General features: G+C 70.0%; 15 protein-coding genes and 4 pseudogenes. 7 read left to right on the top strand and 12 right to left on the bottom strand.

What is annotated here, in order from left to right; all coding sequences use genetic code 11:
• Positions 1-169, top strand: a 169-nt coding sequence (locus tag AB0L34_RS03845) for a transposase (protein WP_363701649.1), incomplete at its 5' end; no start/stop codon positions are given.
• Between the two features lie 34 nt (positions 170-203).
• Here the strand turns inward: AB0L34_RS03845 and AB0L34_RS03840 are convergent.
• A pseudogene (locus AB0L34_RS03840) lies at positions 204-437 on the bottom strand (IS5/IS1182 family transposase); the annotation flags it as partial.
• Positions 438-957: 520 nt separating this feature from the next.
• Between AB0L34_RS03840 and AB0L34_RS03835 the strand changes: the two are divergent.
• From AB0L34_RS03835 to AB0L34_RS03810, 6 genes and pseudogenes are all read left to right on the top strand, one after another.
• Positions 958-1,332: a metalloregulator ArsR/SmtB family transcription factor gene (locus tag AB0L34_RS03835; RefSeq protein ID WP_363701637.1), complete on the top strand. Its 375-nt coding sequence runs from the start codon at positions 958-960 to the stop codon at positions 1,330-1,332.
• On the top strand, positions 1,329-1,835 hold the full coding sequence (locus AB0L34_RS03830) for an SRPBCC domain-containing protein (protein WP_363701635.1): 507 nt from the start codon (positions 1,329-1,331) through the stop codon (positions 1,833-1,835). The genes AB0L34_RS03835 and AB0L34_RS03830 overlap by 4 nt, the downstream gene beginning before the upstream one ends.
• Positions 1,823-2,385 (top strand): annotated as a pseudogene (locus AB0L34_RS03825) (dihydrofolate reductase family protein). Before AB0L34_RS03830 ends, AB0L34_RS03825 begins: the two are co-directional and overlap by 13 nt.
• An 879-nt stretch (positions 2,386-3,264) precedes the next feature.
• Positions 3,265-3,906, top strand: a complete 642-nt coding sequence (locus tag AB0L34_RS03820) for a hypothetical protein (RefSeq protein ID WP_363701633.1) — start codon at positions 3,265-3,267, stop codon at positions 3,904-3,906.
• 27 nt (positions 3,907-3,933) lie between these two features.
• Positions 3,934-4,116: a hypothetical protein gene (locus AB0L34_RS03815; protein WP_363701631.1), complete on the top strand. Its 183-nt coding sequence runs from the start codon at positions 3,934-3,936 to the stop codon at positions 4,114-4,116.
• A gap of 1,074 nt (positions 4,117-5,190) precedes the next feature.
• Positions 5,191-5,718, top strand: a complete 528-nt coding sequence (locus tag AB0L34_RS03810) for a hypothetical protein (protein ID WP_363701629.1) — start codon at positions 5,191-5,193, stop codon at positions 5,716-5,718.
• A 182-nt stretch (positions 5,719-5,900) separates the two neighbouring features.
• On the opposite strand, the gene AB0L34_RS03805 is transcribed toward AB0L34_RS03810, so the two are convergent.
• The 11 genes and pseudogenes from AB0L34_RS03805 to AB0L34_RS03755 all read right to left on the bottom strand — a co-directional run bounded on the left by AB0L34_RS03805 (position 5,901) and on the right by AB0L34_RS03755 (position 19,550).
• Positions 5,901-8,660: a DNRLRE domain-containing protein gene (locus AB0L34_RS03805; protein ID WP_363701627.1), complete on the bottom strand. Its 2,760-nt coding sequence runs from the start codon at positions 8,658-8,660 to the stop codon at positions 5,901-5,903.
• A 22-nt stretch (positions 8,661-8,682) separates the two neighbouring features.
• Positions 8,683-10,077, bottom strand: coding sequence for a DNRLRE domain-containing protein (locus tag AB0L34_RS03800; RefSeq protein WP_363701647.1), 1,395 nt, complete (start codon positions 10,075-10,077; stop codon positions 8,683-8,685).
• Positions 10,078-10,088: 11 nt separating this feature from the next.
• The gene (locus AB0L34_RS03795) at positions 10,089-11,147 is read right to left on the bottom strand and encodes a dihydrodipicolinate synthase family protein (RefSeq protein ID WP_363701625.1); all 1,059 of its coding nucleotides are present in this window, start codon (positions 11,145-11,147) and stop codon (positions 10,089-10,091) included.
• Positions 11,148-11,568: 421 nt separating this feature from the next.
• Positions 11,569-12,030: pseudogene (locus AB0L34_RS03790) on the bottom strand (NAD-dependent epimerase/dehydratase family protein); the annotation flags it as partial.
• 25 nt (positions 12,031-12,055) lie between these two features.
• A pseudogene (locus AB0L34_RS03785) lies at positions 12,056-13,141 on the bottom strand (family 20 glycosylhydrolase); the annotation flags it as partial.
• Positions 13,141-13,956 carry a sugar phosphate isomerase/epimerase family protein gene (locus AB0L34_RS03780; protein WP_363701623.1) on the bottom strand — a complete coding sequence of 272 codons (816 nt, stop codon included), beginning with the start codon at positions 13,954-13,956 and terminating at the stop codon, positions 13,141-13,143. The pseudogene AB0L34_RS03785 and the gene AB0L34_RS03780, both read right to left, overlap by 1 nt.
• Before the next feature lie 76 nt (positions 13,957-14,032).
• The gene (locus AB0L34_RS03775; RefSeq protein ID WP_363701621.1) at positions 14,033-15,061 is read right to left on the bottom strand and encodes a Gfo/Idh/MocA family oxidoreductase; all 1,029 of its coding nucleotides are present in this window, start codon (positions 15,059-15,061) and stop codon (positions 14,033-14,035) included.
• Positions 15,062-15,173: 112 nt separating this feature from the next.
• On the bottom strand, positions 15,174-16,034 hold the full coding sequence (locus tag AB0L34_RS03770) for a carbohydrate ABC transporter permease (RefSeq protein WP_363701619.1): 861 nt from the start codon (positions 16,032-16,034) through the stop codon (positions 15,174-15,176).
• Entirely contained in the window at positions 16,027-16,995 is a 969-nt protein-coding gene (locus AB0L34_RS03765) for a sugar ABC transporter permease (protein ID WP_363701617.1), read from the bottom strand. Before AB0L34_RS03765 ends, AB0L34_RS03770 begins: the two co-directional genes overlap by 8 nt.
• A 35-nt stretch (positions 16,996-17,030) precedes the next feature.
• A complete protein-coding gene (locus tag AB0L34_RS03760) occupies positions 17,031-18,350 on the bottom strand; it encodes a sugar ABC transporter substrate-binding protein (protein ID WP_357459746.1) in 1,320 nt (439 codons plus the stop codon).
• Positions 18,351-18,437: 87 nt separating this feature from the next.
• Entirely contained in the window at positions 18,438-19,550 is a 1,113-nt protein-coding gene (locus tag AB0L34_RS03755) for a GntR family transcriptional regulator (protein WP_363701615.1), read from the bottom strand.
• Positions 19,551-19,586 lie beyond the last annotated feature (36 nt).

Genomic DNA, 19,586 nt, shown 5'->3' with positions numbered 1-19,586 from the left:
CTCCGGACTCGGCGCCCGACGGTGGGTTGTCGAGCAGACGGTCGCCTTGCTGCACTGGTTCCGCCGCCTACGCATCCGCTGGGAGATCCGCGACGGCATCCACGAAGCCTTCCTCACCCTCGCTTGCGCCATCATCTGCTGGCGCCGACTCCAACGCTCAAAGAGTTAGGAGTTGTTAGGCCCTGTGTCGAAGTCGGTCACAGTCACTCGTTGCTGGCGGCGAGGTGGAGCGTGGCCTCGTAGCGGGCGGCCAGCTTGTCGAAGCGGGTGGCCACTGCCCGATTGCGTTCCAGCCGGTTGATACCGCACTCGACGGCGTGACGTTGCTGGTAGAGATGCGGGTCGAAGGCCGGTGGTCGGCCGCCTTTGGATCCCTTGGCCCGCCGGTGGGCGTCCTGGTCGGCCTTGCTCGGGATCGTCGCGGCGATCCCACGCCGGCAGAACCGGCACCGGCTCTCTCGAGGGTCGGGGAACCGGCGCATCAACCGGGCCCTGCACATCATGGCCATCGTCCAGCTGCGCCGGGACACCGAAGGACGCCGCTACTACCGGCGCAGACTGGCCGCGGGCAAGACCCCGATGGAGGCCCTACGAGCACTGAAACGGGCGTCTGTCCGACATCGTCTACCGGCAGATGGTCGCCGACGCGAGGCTGCTCAAGACGGGTCCGGGAGGACACGCGGGGGCGACTCTGCAATCCAGCGCGGCCGATCTGAACCCCGAGATCGACACTTCGGAAAAGTCACTTCCCGGACCCGCCACGCCCCAGCCTAGAACAACCCCGCCGCGACCACTTGACACAGTGGGGTGCCAGAAGCGGACACCGTCTTGCCGCAGGTCGTTCGGCAGCACGTCTGCGCTGGTGGCGGGACCGAGCCGGCCCGGCGACTCATCCGTTGACAACATCACTCGCGTCTCAATACGCTTAACGTGATGGTTAAGTGAAGGGAGCCTCCGATGGCTGGCACCGATCAGCTCAGCGCGGTGTTCTCGGCGCTCGCCGACCAGACTCGACGGGCGATCATCGCCGAGCTGGCCGAACGCGACGCCACGGTCACAGAGCTCACCGCTCCTCTGTCCATCTCGATGCCGGCGGTGTCACGGCACCTGAAGGTGCTCGAGCGCGCCGCGCTCATCTCGCGGTCACGGTCGGGCAAGTGGCGCGCGAGCCACCTCGAAGCTGCCCCGCTGCGCGAGGCGGCCGACTGGATCGAGCGCTACCGGCGGCTCTGGGACTCGTCCCTCACCCGCCTCGATGCCCACCTCGCCGCGGTGCAGGCCGCCGGACCGGCAACGGACCGGATGGTCGACGACCCCAGGGAGCTCGAATGAAAACGGAAACTCCGCAGCTCGTCATCTCGCGTGTGTTCGACGCGCCGCGGGAGCTCGTCTACCGAGCCTTCACCGATCCCGACCACTTGGCGGCATGGTGGGGCCCGATCGGCAACTCACTGCCGCGCGACGAGATCGAGTTCGACGTGCGCCCCGGCGGCTTTCAACGGTGGACGGAGGTCAATGCAGCCGACCCCGAGCTTCGCGTGCACATCCACATCGACCTCACCGACGTCGCCGACGGCGAACTACTCGAAGGCGTCATGCACGTCAGTGGCCGGCTGCAGGAGGACCTCGAGCCGTTCGAGACGAGACTGCGGGTCGAGTTCTACGACGAGGCTGACGGACGGACGCGACTGGAGATCCGCCAGTGGCTCCCCGAACATCTGGCGCACCCCAGCGAGGAGGGTTGGCGCCAAGCGTTCACCACGCTGGACGCCACGCTGATGAATGTCCAGGCTGTTGCAGCTAACCATCGAGAGGCAGAGGCATGGCCAAGCTGATCTACGTGACGAACGTGTCGCTTGACGGCTACATCGAGGACGAACGCGGCGCCTTCGACTGGTTCCCACCCGACGACGAGGTATTCGCGTTCCACACCGACCTCCTGCGGTCTGTGGGCACGTTTCTCTACGGGCGGCGCCTGTACGAGGCGATGGCCGTCTGGGAGACCGACGCCGCCCTGGCCGCGCAGTCCGACCTCACGGCCGAGTTCGCGAGCGCCTGGCAGGCGGCGAGCAAAGTCGTGTACTCCACGACCCTCGCCGCGGTGTCAACTGCCGACACCCGACTCGAACGCCGTTTCGACCCGCCGCAGTACACGAACTGAAGGCCACGGCCAGCAGCGATCTCACCGTAGGAGGTGCCAACCTCGCGACGCATGCTTTCAAGGCCGGGCTGGTCGACGAGTGCCAGCTGTTCATCCTGCCCATTGTCGTCGGCGGGGGCAAACCAGGGCTGCCGACCGGCATGCGCGCCGGCCTTGAGCTCCTCGATGAGCGCCGATTCCGAAACGGCGTCGTGCACCTCCGCTACCGCCCTCTCGGGCAGTGAACGACAGCCCTGTCCGATCGCCGGCGGCGCTTGCATGACAGGCGGAGCGCTGACGACCGATTCGGCCGGATGAGGTCGCCCATCACGAACTCGGGTTGCGTCAAGTCGCAGTGTGCGGAGACGTCAACCGCCGCGTCGGGACAACGGTGGCGACGGCGAAAACTCAGTCCGGGGAACGCCCCGAGAACTGCCCCCTTCGTCTATCCGTCGGGCATGCCAGCCGCACGCTGGTCGACCGCTCCCGACGCACCCGCTCATCGGCTACAGAAGCGGACACCGCACCGGTGTCGCAGAGCGGTCGGTAGCAACCCACGGTGGTACCGGTCAAGGCACGTGGGTCGGCATGGTCGGGTTGACTGCGGCGACGCCTCGCCCTTGAGACATCTCGAAATCTCTGGAGAACCGTCCCACTTTCGGCTCATGCAACAAGGCCCGGACTCTCGGGCACCACGTCGACCGGCGCCGCGAGCATCGGCGCGACCGGCCGACGCAGCACCGCCTCCGCTCCGGCGCCCCGACCACACCGTGGCTGGGGCGCGGAGGGAGCGGCGCCGGAGGGTGTCCAGCAGGACCGGCCAGAGGTTGCCGTCGCGGCCCCAGTCGGTCACCGGCGGTCTACACGTACACCGGGCCGGCCGCCTTCACCGCGGCCATCCGCTCGACGAGGTCGGTCACGGCCACGTCTGCCCGGGGAGCCGCTCGGCGGTGGCGACGATCCGGCGCGGTGCGGCCAGCAGGCGGTGGCATGGCTACGGCTCCTCCCCGGTGGCGAAGCGCCTCGACCTCGTCGGTGAATGCGTTCAGATCCACCGGGCAGCCTGCGGTCCACCGTCGGCTGGAGACCGGAGCCGTGTTGCGGCCCACCTTCATAATGAGCGGATGCCCGTCGTCGCAGGTGGTACCACGACAGCTGTACGCCCGCGTGGCCGTGTCGTCGCCGGGTGGGTGGTCGGGGTCGTGGCGGCATGGGGAGTCGTCGCCGGGCTGCATCTCTTCGGCCTTCGGCTGGCCAACCTGTGGTTGCTCGGCCTGATCATCACCGGGCTGGGCTGGCTGCTGGCGATGGCCGTCACCGGGATCGCCCTGGTGGCCCTGTGGCGCAGGGTCGGGCCGGTCAAGGCGCTGACGCTGGTGCTGGTTCCTGGGTTGCTGGCCCCGGTGGCGATCGTGGCCGTCGACTGGACGTCCGTCTTCGTCCACAACTTCTACCGCCTCCACCGGGACGACTTCCGCACTGCGGCCGGGATCGCCGACAAGGTCACGGCCGAGTACGGCGACCGGTACGGCCAGGTTCTGCCGAAGGATCTGCGGCACCTGTCGTCCATGGGGCGGGCGGTGCGGATCGGCACCGAGGGCAGCGGGCCGACGGGCATCCTCCTGCCGGTCTGGGTCGGCACGCCAGACGGCGCGGCCGGCTACGCGTACCTCACCGGGACGCCGGGTGACACGAGCTTCGACTGCTTCGCGGACCCCTGCCGGATGCGCTGGTCGCTCGGCGACGGCTGGTACTGGCTGGACTGACACCGGGGCGGGACACGGGTGCCGTCGGTGGCGGATCCCGTAGGCGGCGGGTGGTCGGGCCTCATGGCGGAAACCGGGCTGGTCAGCCGCAGCTACTGCCTCGGTGGATTCGTGCCGGTGCAGGGCGAGGGCACGTTCACCGAAACACTGGTGCCGATTGACGGCGAGGCGACCCTGCGCGTCGACACGCCTGAGCCTGGCTCGACGTAGCCGCGCTACGCAGGGCGGTCCACGGGCCGAGGGCAAGCGATGGTCCGGGGCGGCGTTCGGCCTGCCCGACAAGCTGAACGTGAGGAGGGGTGAGCAGCCACCGTGGATCGTCTCGGACGAACTCTGGGCGAGATCGCACCGCTGCTGCCACCCCGTCCGCCCCGGCGTTCTCGGCTGTCGTGATCTGTCCGGTACGCCTGGTCAGCGACGGTGCCGCGCTGCCCGATCACGACCGCTGGTGCCCCTCTGGGACACCGGCCACTGGCACGGCGGCGTGGTGGGCGCGCGGCTGTCCGGCGGCGTACGGCTACCGTCCCCGGCCTTCGATCGGGGGCGGTAAGCCGTGCCGCTGGCTCTCCGCGCGCATGGACGTTTGTGTACCCGGTGGCAAGCCGCGGAGCGGCGCGGCAGCCGAGCGCCCTGACATCGACGACGGCCAGCCACGCTGGCGCTCGTCATGGCCCAAATTGCTGCTCACGACCAATCCGACGCCTGGCGCGATACTCAAGGACCCCGTAGGTGACCGTTAGGGCCAACCCGGCCAGTAGAAGCACAGCACTGATCCACCGGCTCGGAGCGCGCCAAGTGCTGGGCGTGACCTCCGTGAGGTTTCCTAGCCCCAGCAGAGCGTAGAAGCCCATGCACGCTGCCCCTGCGGCCCACAGCTGGGGGTGATGCACGGCCCGCCCGAACAGCCGAACCGTTGACGCGCGTCGGCTACGGATGACCACCCAGGCAGCACGCCCGACCAGAGCGACAGCGGCGCTGGCGAGCAGGATGTCCACGGCCGTTGCGCCCGCCTCGTAGGTCGTCACAGGCATCACGGTAGCGGCAGCACACAGCTGCCGGCCTCGGGCATATGGACAGCCGTCGTCTTGTGTGGCGCGCTGCGGCGTGTGATGCCGCCCGGAGGCCGCCAGCGGGCGCCCGGTGCGCCGCGCTCGCGCGGCGCCTTGATCCTGAAGAGACAGTTTGGCAACCTCGCGCGGATCACACGCGCGTAGTGCCTGCCATGATCTGCGCACTACGAGTCGGTCCACGGCGCTGGTCCACCGACTGGCCCTCGTGCCCAGCATGCTGACCGCGTTCGCGGTCGTCCGCTCCTGCTCGCCGGTTTGGCTGCTCGCCCGTTGGCAGCTTTTGGTTCGCTCTCTCTCGGAGGCCTCCACGCTGGGCGACGCAAGAGGGCGCACAGTGAGAGACAATGCGCCGATGGATGATCACCGACGCTGCCGTCTCTCCGTCAGCGACGACGAGCTGGAGCTTGCCGGTCCGCCGGCTGCGCTCCGCGCCCTCAGCCGGCTGCTACGCCAACCTACTGAGCCCATTGAGGCGGCGGTCACCGGCGGGGTCGTCGGTCAAGAGGAGACCGCAGGCCCGCTGCTTGTCGGTCTGCAAGGCGGGACCACGCTGCATTTCTCCGGCGGGCGTGAATATCTCGGCATCATCTGGGACGCGCTCGATGGTGTGGCTGAGCAAGCCGAGACCGCCGATGACCGGGCAGTCCACCGGCATCTGCACATCGAGTATTTTCCTGGTGACGACTACCGGTCGCCGGACTCAGTCCCTTTGGTCATCGTGGCTGACTGGCCAGAGGCGTAGGTGCACGACTGCCCGCGCGGTGACACAAATTTAGCGGACGTCTGATCCACGTATTTTGCGAGTGGTAACCATCGTGCCCGGCATCAGCGATGGCGGTCCTGCCTCCTCGCCAGCAGGACGGCGTTGGCCGGGCTCCGGCGCCCATCGACATCTTGGAAGGATGGGCGCCAGAGCCACCGGTGTCAGTAGATGATCAGGTACGGCTGCCGGTCGCTCTCCCGACTGTCGATGGCGACCAGTCGCCCAGCGGTCGTGTCGTCGGAGAGTCGAAGCGTCAGGGCTCCGTCAGCCAGGTTGGCGTTGACCGCGCCGGTGACGTCGACCGAGTACCAGCCGGGGCGATCCACCCGGACGGTCCCGAGCACGCTTCCGCCCGCGCTGGACGGGCGGCTGTTCCAGCTCACGCCGCTCTCCGACCATGAGTCGTCGGCCAGCGCCCGCACCGTCACCGGTGCGGAGCCAACGCCCGGCGACACCGAACCGACATGGAAGTACAGCCGGGCGGAGACAGTCGCAGTGCCCGGATAGCCGCCGAGTCCGGCCTTCAGGTAGGCCATCCGGTCGCCGTCCGGACTCTGCGTGTCGGGGAGGTCGGCGATCTCCAACTCGCTCGTTGAGCCGTAGGCGGTGTCCGCGTACGCACCGGCGCGTACGAAGGTGTCGGCGACCACCGGCGTCGTGGTCTGCCACCTGGTCTCCACGTTCCGGGCCCGGTCGTGAGCGGATGCCCAGTAGTAGCCGGGTGCGGTGATCCGCAGTGGTTGGAAGCCCACCTCACCGGCCCGGAAGCCGATCGTCTCCGAGACGCCCGACGCCTGGCCGTCCGAGTTCGCGTTCATCGTCAGGTACCGGCCCGCCATCTTGGTGAACCGGCCGTGTACGGCCGCCGCCACCGGCTCCCCGGTGACCAGATCGGTCACCCGGAGCCGCACGGTTGCCGGGCCGCCCGCGGCGGTCACCGTCAGCTCGGAGACGATCAGTGGCCGCAGGTGGGTGCCGGCGGTGGTGGCGGAGACAGTCGGCGAGGCCGGCCCGACGTTGCCGTGTACGTCCACGGCGGCGACCCGGTAGTGGTGGGTGGTGTCCGGCAGCAGGCCGGAGTCGGTGAAGGTCAGGCCGCGCGACTGCCCGGCGAGGTTCTTCGGGTCGGGCGTGAAGCCCGGATCGGTGGACCGGTAGATGTTGTAGTGCTCCACCTCGGTGTCGTCGAAGGCCCGGCCGTAGACGAGATCGATGCTCTGGTGGTCGAAGGCGTTCGCCGTCGGCGGCGAGCTCACCACGCCGGGCGGGCCGGTGTCGGCCGGCAGCGGCGCGTACACGGCGTTGGGTCCCCACACCGACGGGAGCCAGCGGATGGAGTCGTAGTGGTGCATTGCGATGCCGCCGAATGCCGGACTGCCGGCGAAAGCGTCGTACACCTTCCGCAGTTCGCGCTCGGTGACGGCGCGCCCCTCCTCGCGGAAGGTGATGGTCTCCGGGTCGCCGCTCCAGGCGATGTCCAGCGTTTCCACCCCGATCACCACCGAGTTCGGCTTGCCGATCGCCTCGGCGTACGCGATCTCGGACTGGGCCTGGGCGATGATGCCGACGGACCCCTCCGCGGTGTCCCGGTAGTCCATGATCGAGATGTAGTCGCTCATGTCCTGGATGTGTTCGCTGAGCGGTTTGGTGGCGCCCTTCCAGGTGATGCCGGTGCAGCACGGGTTGACGTCCAGCCAGCGCGGGATCGCCGGGCCGAACGCCATCGGCGAACCCGCCGCGTTCCTGCGCTGGATCAGCTTCTCCAGAATCTCGAGCCACCGCAGTTGCAGCGCCGGCTTCTCGGCCGCGAACCCGGGATAGATGTAGGGCTCGATGTCCACGTTGACCCCGTCGAACCGCTCCGCCGGCCGTGAGGCGAGGTTGTAGTTGAGGATCTTCTCCATCTCCCGGACCGCGCGGGGGTGGTAGCGCTCCAGCCCGCCGAGGAACGGCGGTTGGGTCCCGCCGGCGATCGTGGCGTACACCGTGAAGCCCTGCGCGTGGGCCCAGCTCACGAAGTCCCGCACCTCGGCGCGCTTGTCGTAGAGCATGTCCAGGTCGCCGTACCGGTCCACGCCGACATAGAGCGTGGTGATCGGCCGCGAGCCGAAGGTGTCGGCGTCGCGCGCCGTCGTCGCGAGCAGTCGGCGGGATCCGGGGTTCAGGATCAGGCCGTACGACGCCCGCTCCCAGATCCACATCGCCCGGTCCTGCGGGCCGACCCGTACCGGCTCGGCAGCGCCCGCGCCGACCGCGACGTAGACGGTCGGGCTGTACCCGGTGTTGCCGTACGCGTCGACCGCTCTGGCCTCGATGCTCACCATGGCGTCACCGAGTTCGCGGGGATCCCACAGATGGGTGTAGGTGCCCTTCTCCCCGAGCGCCCGCAGCCAGGCTCCGCCGTTGAGGCGTACCGACACCTCACGCACGGTGTTGTGCGCGGCGACCGAGACGCGGACCGGTGTCGGCTGCCGCACCGTACCGCCGTCATCGGGACTGGTCACCGTCACAACCGGGACGTTGGCGGCCGGGTTGTCCACCCGCAGGGTGACGAACGGGGACCAGACACCGTAACGGTTGTCGGTTCGCTTGGCACGCACCGCGACCTCGATCTCACCGTCCACGCGGGTCGTGTCCAGGTCGTAGTACCAGGTTCCGGTGTCGTCGCCGTCCGGGTCCACGGTGTGTACGCGGGGAGTGCTGCGGCCGTCGAACACGACGGTCAGGTCGTACGCGTCGGTGTAGCTGCCCGACAGGCGGACGGTCCCGGCCGGCACCGCGTCACCGCTGGTGTGCGAATCGATGGTGACCGAGGGCGCGGCGGCGGAGGCGGGCTGCCCGGGCGGCAGCAGCAGAGCGGCCAGCACGGCGGCAGACAGCGTCAGCCGCGAGCGCCAGGACGTGCTTCGGATCAGGGACACGGGGGTGCTCCTCTCGGGGGGGTCAGGAGATGAGGAGGTACGGCTCGGTGCCCGCGCCGTACTCGCGGGAATCGATGACCACCAGCCGGTCGGCGACCGAGTCGTCGGCGAGTCGGAAGGTGATCTGGCCGTCGTTGAGATTGCTGTTCACGGCGCTGGTGACGTCGATCGCGTACCACCCGGGTGTCGTCACCTGCAGGGTGCCCAGCAGGGTCGCTCCCGCGGTGGGCCGGTTGTTCCACGTGATCGTCGACTCCGACCAACTGTCGGCGGTGAGGACGCGGACGGCGATCGGGACCGGACCGGTCCCCGGGGCGACCGAACCGACGTGCAGCCAGAGCCGGGCGGAACTGGCCTGCGTGTCGGGAAGGTTGGCCTTCAGGTAGGTCAGCCGATCCACGTTCGGGTCTGCGGCGTTGGGGGCGTCCTTGACCTCCAGCCGGGTCGTCGACCCGAGATTCGTGTCGCTGTACGTGCCGCTGCGTACGTGTGCGTCGGCGGCGACCACGGTCCGCGGCACCAGGGTGTCCCGGCGCGGGATGCCGCCCGCGCGGAACCCGGCGACGGCGGACTCCACCTCGGTAGTGGTGAGGGAGGCGTCCCGGGCGTGGTAGACCCAGTCGACGTCGAGGACGTACCTGCGGGACGTCGGCGAGGAGACCAGGCCGCCGTTGGCGAACCACACGGCGTACTTCAGGAACATGAACGCCTCGGGGGCGTAGTCACCGCCGTGACTGGCGACGAGCACGCCGTCGACGTAGTACCGCGCCTCGCCGCCGGTCACGTCGAGTGTGAGCAGGTGCCATCCGTCGTGGCTGCGGGACAGGACGGTTTCCAGCGCGCGGGGATCCCAGGGGCTGTCCTGATAGGTCTCCCAGGTCACCGTCTGCAACGCGGTGCCGGCCGACCCGAGGCCCCCGTTGGGGACGTATTCGTAGTCCAGTTCGCTGTAGCTCGGGTCGAGGGGGTGGTTGAGCTGCGAGATGGTGTAGAAGGTCTGGACCACCTGATCGCCGTCCGGCCCGCTCTCCGGTGCGTCGGTGAACCGGATCCGGGTCGCGTAGGTGCCCTCGAAGAACCGTTGCCCCTGGGAGACCGACGCCTGAGTGGTCGTCTGGCCGGTGCCCTGGCTGGTGGCGGCGAGCCGCATCACCCGGTCGGCGCCGGATCCCGCCATGGAGACGTTGTCGGCGCTCCAGGTGGCACCCGACACCCCGGGCCCGCCACCGCCGGTGCGCACCGTCCAACCGAACGCGGCGAACGCCGGATCCGCGGGACCGGCGTAGCTGAAGTCGTCGAAGAACTCCTGGGGCACTGCGGCGGTGCGCGCCGGCGCGTGCACCCTGGACGGTGTCACCGCCAGCGGGACCGACGCCACCGCCAGCGCGGCGGCCAGGACGGCGTGGGGGACGTTCATGGCTCCTCCTGCTATGTGTCGAGCCAGCGGTCCAGGTGCGCGGCGACGAACGCGTCGTCCTGCAGGTCGGGGTACGCCCGGATCACCCGGTCGAGCTCCGCCGCCTGCCCGGGCGAGAGCCGCTCCTGCTCGTCGAGCAGCCGTACGTTGTCCAGCAGGCCCTGGCGCCGCAGCACCTCGTGGATTCCGGCGACGCAGCCGGCGAAGCCGTTGGCGACGTCGAAGACGGCCGCGTTGGCGTCGGTCAAGCTCGCGGCCGTCGTGAGCAGCTCCTCGTCGAGCTGTCCGGTCCGTGCCGCCTCGCGGGCCCGCTCGAACAGTTCCACGGCGCGGCGGGTCCACACGGCGTACTGGCCGAGCAACCCGCCCACGATTCGCTTGCTGACCTGGCCGCCGTTCACCGGGAAGCGGTACGTGGTGAGCAGGTCGACGATGATGTTGTCGTCGTTGCCGGTGTAGAGCGCGATCTCCGCCGCCCGTGAGGACTCGCAGACCGCCCGGACCACGTCGAGGGTGCGGTACCGGTCGAACGGCGCGATCTTGATCGCCGCCAGGCAGGGCAGTTCGGCGAGCCGGGCCCAGAAGTCGAACCCGAGCGTCCGACCGCCGACCGCGGGCTGGAGGTAGAAGCCGAACACCGGGAGCACCTCGCCGACCGCCGCGATGTGCGCGATGAGCTCGTCGTCCGTCAGCTCCGCCAACCCGCGCAGGATCACCATGGCGAGGTGGTAGCCGAGGTCGGCGGCGAGCTTGGCCTCGGCGACCGCCTGGTCGGTGGTGCCGGAGACTCCGGCGACCAGCACCACCGACCGGTCGCGCGGCGCCTCCCGCACCGTGTCGACGGCGATCCGTAGCACCGGTTCGAGCAGCCCGGCCTCCCGGATCGCGAACTGGGTGGTGTGCACCCCGACCGCCAGGCCGCCCGCCCCGGCGTCCAGGTAGTACCGGCTCAGTGCACGCTGTCGGCGCTCGTCGAGCCGCCCGGTGGCGTCGAGCGCGAGCGGGTGAGCCGGGATCACGACGCCTTCGCGCAGCGCGGCGCCGACATCCAACGGTAGTGCTGCCGACATCAGAAACGCCCCTCTCGCTCCTGAAAGTGGGTGTCCTTGCCGTGGGTTTCGCCGCCGCCAGCACCCATTCGGCGGTCCACTCGATCAGCGTGCGCAGCGGCACGGCGGGGTAGCCGAACAGCTCGTTCGCCCGCGCGGCGTTGGAGAGCAGCGCGGTGGGCTCCGCCGCCCCGGTGAATGTCGCGGGCACCCCGAAGATCTCGCCGAACCGCTGTGCGATCCAGCGCACGGAGGCGGTCTCGGGGCCGGCCAGGTTGAGCACCAGCGGCGGTGCCGCGCAGTGCTCGAAGAGCCGGAGTGCGGCGGCGTTGACGTCTCCCTGCCAGATCACGTTGACGTTGCCCATCCGCAGGTCGACGGGCTCGCCCCGGTGCACGGCACGCGCGATCTCCAGCAGCACCCCGTACCGGAGTTCCACCGCGTAGTTCAGCCGTACGATCGCCATCCGGGTGCCGTACCGGTGTGCGAAGTGCTCGAACACCCGCTCCCGGCCCAGACACGACTGTGCGTACTCGCCGACCGGGCCCGGTGGCGTCGCCTCGTCGGCGCCGCCGCTCACCACCGGTACCAGGGGATAGACGTTGCCGGTGGAGAAGGCGACGATCCGCGAGTCGCGGAACCGTTCGGCGACCCGCCCGGGAAGGTAGGTGTTGAGGGCCCAGTTCTGGTGCTCGGCGCCGTCGGTGCCGAACTTCCGGCCGGCCAGGTACACGATGTTCGCCACGTCGGGCAGGCCGGCGAGCGCCGCGTCGTCGAGCAGGTCGGCACGGAGCAGCTCCACGCCCCCGCCGCGCAACCGCTCCACCAGCCCGGGCCCGGGATCGCGGGCCACCCCGATGATCCGGGCCTGCCGGCCGGCCCGGTCCAGGGCGCGTCGCGCCATCAGGGCCAGCCGCGCCGTCGCCCCGCCACGGCATCGCGATCGCGTTCGGCACCCGCAGCGCGGTTTCGGTGTCGTACCAGAAGACGGGGCGGCGGCCGCGATCGGTGACGAAGCGGGCGAGCTCTCCCACGTACCAGCCGAGCAGGGCTCGCTCGTCGGGCAGTCCCAGCTCGGCCAGGCGTGCCGTGACGGCCGGGTTGGCCCGCCACTGCCCGGTGGGGCACTCGTCGCCGCCGAGGTGCAGGTACTTCCCGGGGAAGAGCGCCATCACCTCATCGAGCACGTCGCGGTAGAACCCGAGCGTCGTCTCGGAGACGTCGAGCACGTGCTCGCTGATCCCCCAGTCGGTCCAGACGTCGAGCTGCCGGCCGGTGTTGCCGAGCTGCGGGTACGCCGCTATCGCCGCCTGTGAGTGGCCAGGGCTGTCGATCTCGGGCACGACGGTGACGAACCGTGTCGCGGCGTACGTCACGATCTCCCGGATGTCCTGCCGCGTGTAGTAGCCGCCGTGCCGCACCCCGTCGTACCGGCGGGGGGTCTGGCGGGCGTGTCCGACCAGGGTCTCGGCGCGCCACGCCCCGATCTCGGTCAACCGCGGGTAGCGCGGGATCTCCAGCCGCCAGCCCTGGTCGTCGGTGAGGTGCAGGTGCAGCACGTTGAGCTTGTGCAGCGCGAGCAGGTCGATGAAGCGCAGCACGAACTCCTTGGGCATGAAGTGCCGCGCCACGTCGAGCATCACGCCGCGCCAGCCGAACCGGGGGGCGTCGGCCACCTCGAGGTACGGAAGGCTGACGGTCCGGCCGGACGCGCCGTCCGGCAGCAGCTGGCGCAGCGTCTGGGCGCCGTAGAACACCCCGGCAGGCGCGCCTCCGGTGATCTCCACACCGCGCTCGTCGACGGTGAGCCGGTAGCCCTCCGGCGCCAGGCGATCGTCGAGGGCCAGGCGCACCGGGGCGTCGGACAGCACGGCGCGGGTGAACCCGGGCACCTCCGCGAGCCAGTCGGCGACCCCCTCGGCCTCGGGCACGGCCACGACCGGCACCGGCCCGGCGACATGCAGCGCACCGGAGTGCCGGCGAATCGCCGCGGGATACGGGATCAACGAGGTCATCACGCCGGCCGGTGCGCAGCGAGTACCGCCCGGAACGCGTCGAGCGCGTCGGCCAGCGGCGGCGCCTCGGGGAACCAGGCCCGTTCCCACTCCAGGGACAGCCAGGCCCGGTAGTCGAGGCGGTCCAGCTCGCTGAGGATCTGGCCCAGCGGGACCGCGCCGTGCCCCGGCAGCACCGGAGCCAGGTCGTCGGTCGCCCGGACGTCCTTGAGCTGTACGTGTCGCAGCCACGGCGCCAGCGCGTCGGCCGCCTCGCGGGCGCTCTCCCCCACCCGCCACGGGTTCACCGCGTCCCACAGGGCGGCCACCGCCGGCGAGTCGACCTCGGCGAGCACCGCCGCGACGGCGCGTGCCGAGCAGAACACGTCGTGGGTCTCCAGCAGGATCGTCACCGGCCCGCCCTCGATCCTCCGGGCCACCTCGCCGAGCCGCTGCACCGCCACCGGATGCGGGTCGGCCTGGCCGTCCCGGCCGCCGAAGACCCGCACGTAGCGGGCGCCCAGGTGCTCGGCGATCTCGACGTGGTGCAGCAGGTCGGTGACCGGGTCACCGTCCGGTGCTGCGATACGCACGTACGAGGCGACGCAGATCGGCTCGACACCCGCGTCGGCGAACCGCTTCCCGGTCTCGCGCAGCGTGCCGGCCGGGGTGTCGGGCGCGACCGGCTCACCCTCGGCGCAGCGAAGCTCCACGCCGTGGCAGCCGGTACGCCGGGCCAGCTCCAGCACCGATTCGACCGGCTCCGTCGAGCAGCCGAGGGTGCTGAACGCGAGTCGGCCCGCTGCCCACGCCGGTACCGTGTCGACGCCGCTCACGCCGCCACCTCGCTCCGCTCCGCGGCGGCGCGAGGCGCCACGCTGCCGAGCCGAATGGTTCGCTCGTTCCGCTCGCTCACGCCGCCACCTCCATGGTCAGACCGGGGATCCGGACGGTGTCGGCACGCTCGGCCGACTCGTACAGCGCGAGCGCGGTGGCCACGACCGACTGCCCGTACGCGGCGTCGACCGCCGGCACCCGCCCGTCGCGGCAGCTCGCGACGAAGTCCGCCAACTGCTCCCGGAACGCCGCCACGATGTCGTCCTGCTCGGGCGTGACCACCTGCACCGCGTCGTCCCCCTGGTACGTCCACAGCCCGTCGCGCCGGGACAACCGCAGCGCGCCGTGCTCGCACACCACCTCGGTCTCGTCGTGGAACGGCAGGCCGGTCCCGGTGACCGAGAGCATGACCCGTACCCCGTTCGCCAGTTCCAGCAGGCCGACCGACTCGGTTTCGACCTCGACGCCCGGCTGGTGCCAGACGTACCCGTGCACGCTGACGGCGGGCGCGTCGCCGAGCCAGTGAGCCTTGTCGATACTGTGTGTGCCGACGTTCATCACGATGCCGCCGCCGGCGAGCGTCGGGTCGAAGAACCAGTCCGGCCGGGAACCCCGCTCGTACCGCGCGGTGCGCCGCTCGGTGATCACCACGGGCCGGCCGAGGCTTCCCGACCGCAGGGTCCGCCACGCCTCGCGGACCGTCGGCAGGAAGTGCAGCACGTGGCCCACGGCAAGGCGTACCCCGTGGGTCGCGCAGGCGTCGATCATCCGCTGGGTGTCCTCGACGCTGGTGGCCATCGGCTTCTCCACCAGGACGTGCAGTCCGGCCGCGGCGGCGTCCACGGTGATCGGTGCGTGCAGCGTGTGCGGCGCGGTGATCAGCACTCCGTCCAGCTCGCCGGCGGCGAACATCACGGCGTGGTCGGCATACGCGCGGGCGCCGAACCGGGCCGCGAGCTGCTCGGCGGCCGGCAGCCGTACGTCGCAGACCGCGGCGACCTCGACCTCGGGCAGGCCGGCGGCCGCGTCGAGGTGCAGGGCGGCGACGCTGCCCGCCCCGATCACGCCGACGCGGAATGGTCGATTCCCCCATGTTTCGGTCACTGCACGTTCCTTTCGATCAGGACAGGTGTGTCGGTAGGGCGAGGGTGGTCAGGGGCGCTCGGGGGCGGCCCCTCCCCACGCTCGTGGCGGCGGGGCGGCAGGCGAACGCTGATCAGCCCTTGAGACCGCTGGCCATCGCGCCGCGAACGAAGTAGCGCTGGGCGAGCAGGAACAACAGCAGCATGGGCAGGAGCGACATCAGCGCGGCGGCGGTGACGAGCTGGTCGTTGCCCATGAACTGCCCCTGCAGGCTCATCACCCCGATGGGCAGGGTGTAGTTCTCCGGCGAGGTGAGGTAGATCGTGGGCTCGAGCACGGCGCCCCAGGACGCCATGAAGGTGAAGACGCCGAGTGTCGCCAGTGCCGGCTTGGCGAGCGGCATGTGGACCCGCCAGAACACCTGCCACGGGTTGGCTCCGTCGAGCGCCGCCGCCTCCTCGAAGTCGCGGGGGATCGCGAGGAACGTCTGGCGCATCAGGAAGATCCCAAACGGCGTCGCCAGCCAGTACGGCACCACCAGCGGCAGCATGGTGTCGAGCCAACCGAGGTGCTTGTACAGGATGAAGTTGGGGATGATCGTCACGACGGTGGGCAGCATCAGGGTGCCGAGTGCCGCGGCGAGCAGCACATCCTTGCCCGGCAGTTTCATCCGGGCCAGCGCGTGGCCCACCATCGCGCTGGTGACCACGTTGCCGACCACGGAAAGGCTCGCGATGAGGAGGCTGTTCCAGGCGTACAGGCCGAAGGGGGCGCGTTCCCACACCTGCGTGTAGTTGGACCACTCCGGCGGGTCCGGGATCCAGATCGGCGGCACCGCGACGTACTGCGCGAAGCTCTTCAGCGAGTTGGCCACGGAGGCGACGAACGGAACGACCATGATCGCCGCACCGAGGCCGACGAACAGGTACGCGGCCGGATGTCCACGTCGATCTTGGCGGCGCCGGACCCGGCCGCGCTGACCGGTCTCAGGCATAGTGCACCCACTTCTTCTGCAGGCGGAGCTGGACCAGCGTCAGGAGGAAGATCAGCGCGAACAGCACCCACGCGACTGCCGACGCGTAGCCCATGTTGAAGAACTCGAAGCCCTGCTGGTACATGAAGAGCACCGTCATCTCGCTCGCCCCGTTCGGCTGGCCGGCCGGTTGGCCCCGCATCAGTCCGGTCATCACGTAGACCTGCTCGAAGGCCTGCAGGGTGGTGATCGTCGAGAGGACCAGGACGAGGAACGTCGTCCCCGATATCCCGGGGAGGGTCACGCGGCGGAACCGTTGCCAGGCCGATGCGCCGTCGATCTTGGCGGCCTCGTACAGCTCCTCCGGGATGTTCTGCAGCCCGGCGAGGAAGAGCACCATCATGTAGCCGACGCCCTTCCAGACCGCGACCAGCGCGAGCGTCGGGATGACGAGCACCGGACTCTGCAGCCAGGTCGCCTGGGGCAGGCCGAGCCACCCCAGTACGGTGTTGGCCATCCCGAACTGCGGGTTGAAGACCGCGTCGGCGACGTACGCCACGACGACCCACGACGAGATGACCGGCACGAAGTACGCACTGCGCAGTAGCGAGATCCATCGCAGGCGTTGGTTCAGCGCGACCGCGAGCAGCAGCGCGAGGATCGTCTGGGTGGGTACGAACAGCACCGCGAAGTAGGCGGTGTTGAGCAGGCTCCGCCAGAACGCCTCGTCACCGAGCAGGCGGCGGAAGTTGTCCAGCCCGACCCACCTCGGTGCGGAGAGCGTGTCGTAGTCGGTGAGGCTGAAGTAGAGCAGGGCGAGTACGGGCCACGCGGTCAGCACCACCAGGTGTGCCAGGTACGGGAAGGCGAACACGGTCGCCCACGCCCGCTGACCGAAGCCCGGCCGTTCATCCCCGGTTCTCCTCCCGTCCCGGGGGGAGGGGCGACGCCCCTGTTCCACCCGGTCCTCGATGGTCGTCACAGCGCCACCTCCTCCCTCCGTCTGGCGGGGCTGACTCATTTCTTCGCGTAGAAGCGGTCGATGATCTGTTGCGCCTCCCGTTGCGCCTCGGTCAGCGCGTCACCGACGGGCCTCTCCTTGGCGAGCGCCCGGTCGACCTGGTTCGCCACGGCCGTGGTGTACTCGGTCCACACCGGGTTGAGGCCGAGGTCGTCGGCGTCGGCGAGGGCGTCGAGGAACGCCTGCCGGTCGGCCGGCGGGGTACCCGGCTTCAGGAACACGTCGGACGCGGCCACCTTCTTGTTGATCGGGATCGCCTCGCCGATCCCGGCCCAGGTGGTCTGTGGTTTCTCGGAGGCAAAGTACGTGATCCACTTCCAGGCGGCCTCGGCCTTCCGCTGGTTCGCGGCCTTGTTGATCACCCAGGAGTTCGCGATCGCCACGTGGCCGCGGCCCGCCGGGCCCTTCGGCATCGGTGCCACGCCGAGGTCGATCTTCGCCGCGTTCGCCGGGATGGTGCGGGCGTAGATGCCGAACTGCATCGCCACCCGGTTGCTGGCGAACATCGTGTGCGGGCTGCCCAGCGCCTTGGTCGTGACCACGTCGGGGCCGGCCTTCTCGGTGTACATCGCGTTCAGCATCCAGTCCAGCGCCGCGCGGCTCTGCGGGCTGTCGACGACGACCTTCCGCCCCCCGTCGGCGACGACGTCCCCACCGAACGCCTTGACCATCGGCCACCAGCTCTCGGTGAAGCCGGGCGAGTAGACGCGCATCCCCCACACGTCGGGCTTGCCGTCACCGTTGGTGTCCCGGGTCAGCTTCTTCGCGGCCGCGGTGAGGTCGTCGTACGTCCAGTCTCCGGTCGGCTCGGCGACGCCCGCGTCGGCGAACATCTTCTTGTTGTAGAAGAGCACCGGGGTCTGCGCGCCCTGCGGAAAGCCGTAGATGTGGCCGTCGGAGTCGCGGTTGAGGTCCACGCCGTAGTAGTCGTCGGTGTTGACGGTCTTCACGAAGTCGCTGAGGTCACGCAGGCTGTTGCGGCCGGCGTACTCCTGCACCAGCACCCCGTCGGAGAGCCACACGTCAGGCCCCTTGCCGCCGGCGAGTTGGGTGCGCAGCCGCTTGAAGAAGTCCGTGTACGGCGCCGATTCCAGCTCCAGCTTGACGCCGGAGTTCGCCTTCATGAACTCGTCGGCGAGCGAGCGCATCGTCTTGTCGGCCGGGCCGCCCGCTTCCGCGTAGTAGCCCAGCCTGATGGTCACCCGGCCGCCGCTCTCCTCGTCGCTCGCGCCGCAGCCGATCATTGTCGCGGCGAGCGCCGCGACGCCTGCCAGGGCGACGAGACGCCGGCCTGGCGAGAAGCGTTGCATCCTCATCGTGGATCTCCTTGTGTTGGTCGCCCGGCGGGCAGCGGTCTCGGGTCACCGCCTCGACGGTGCGCCTGGCCCTCGGCCGGTCACGGACTACCGGTCGCGGGCGGCGCCGCACGAGGCCCGGATCGCCAGGCGTGGTTGCAGTTGGGTCTGGTGCACGGGGGCCGAGGCGCCCTGCTCGATGCGTCGCAGCAGGACCTCGGCCGCGAGCCTGCCCACCTCGGTCTTCGGAGGGGAGATAGCGGTGAGCGGCACCTCGCCGAGGTCGGCGACCTCGTCGTCGTAGGCGATCACCGCCATCCGGTCCGGCACGGTCAGCCCGAGCCGGCGCGCGTGGGGCAGCAGTCCCGCGGCGTCCCGGTCGCCGAGGCAGAACACCGCGGTGATCTCGTTGTCCCTGCAGATCTGTGCGTACGCCGCGAGCTGGTCGGACGTCCATTCCTCACGTCGGACCGCGGCCGCCGGGAGACGAGGCAGGCCGAAGTCTGCGACCGCGCGGTCGAAGCCCTCCGCCACCATGTCGGCCGTCGCGGTCCGGATCCGGCCGAGGTGGCCGATCCGCTTGTGCCCGAGCTCGACGAAGTGCCGTACCGCGGCGTAGCCCCCGCCGAGATGGTTGGTGCAGACGTACGGCGTCGCGTCGTCCGGCGCGGGAGCCGGCGGCCGCCGTTCCACGAGCACGTACGGGACCGGTAGCCGGTGCAGTTGGTCGACGTACTGCTGGGGTTTCTCGATCAGGTGCAGGTTGGGCACGAGCAGCAGGCCGTCGACGTCTGCGGCGAGCAGTTGGTTGATCTGCTGCGCCTCCAGATCCGGGTCGTACTCGGAGCTGGAAAGGATGATCCGGACGCCGGCGGTGGTCATCACCCGCTCGATGCCCTCGATCACCCGTGGATAGAAGTACGAGGTGGACGGTACGAGCACCCCGACGAAGCGGGCGCTACGCCCGACCTGCGCCGGTATCGCCACCACGTAGGTGCCGGAGCCCTGGCGACGACGTACCAGCCCCTCGTCCACCAGCAGGTTGATCGCGCGGCGGACCGTGTTGATCCCCACCTCGTGAGTGTGGGCGAACTCCTGCTCGGTGGGCAGGCGTGCGTCGACCGACCACCGACCTTCGGCGATCTGTTGCCGAAGGTGGGCCGCCAGGGCTCGGAATTTCGTCCCGTGAGGGAATGAATCCAAACCATCAATGCCGGTCATGGCTGAGGATTCTTGAGCAGCAGACACACCTCCGTC

The sequence above is a fragment of the Micromonospora sp. NPDC052213 genome (genome assembly GCF_040679695.1).
GTDB lineage: Bacteria > Actinomycetota > Actinomycetes > Mycobacteriales > Micromonosporaceae > Micromonospora.
The sequence above is the reverse complement of the archived record's forward strand: the minus strand, read 5'-3'. Positions and strand labels throughout refer to the sequence as shown.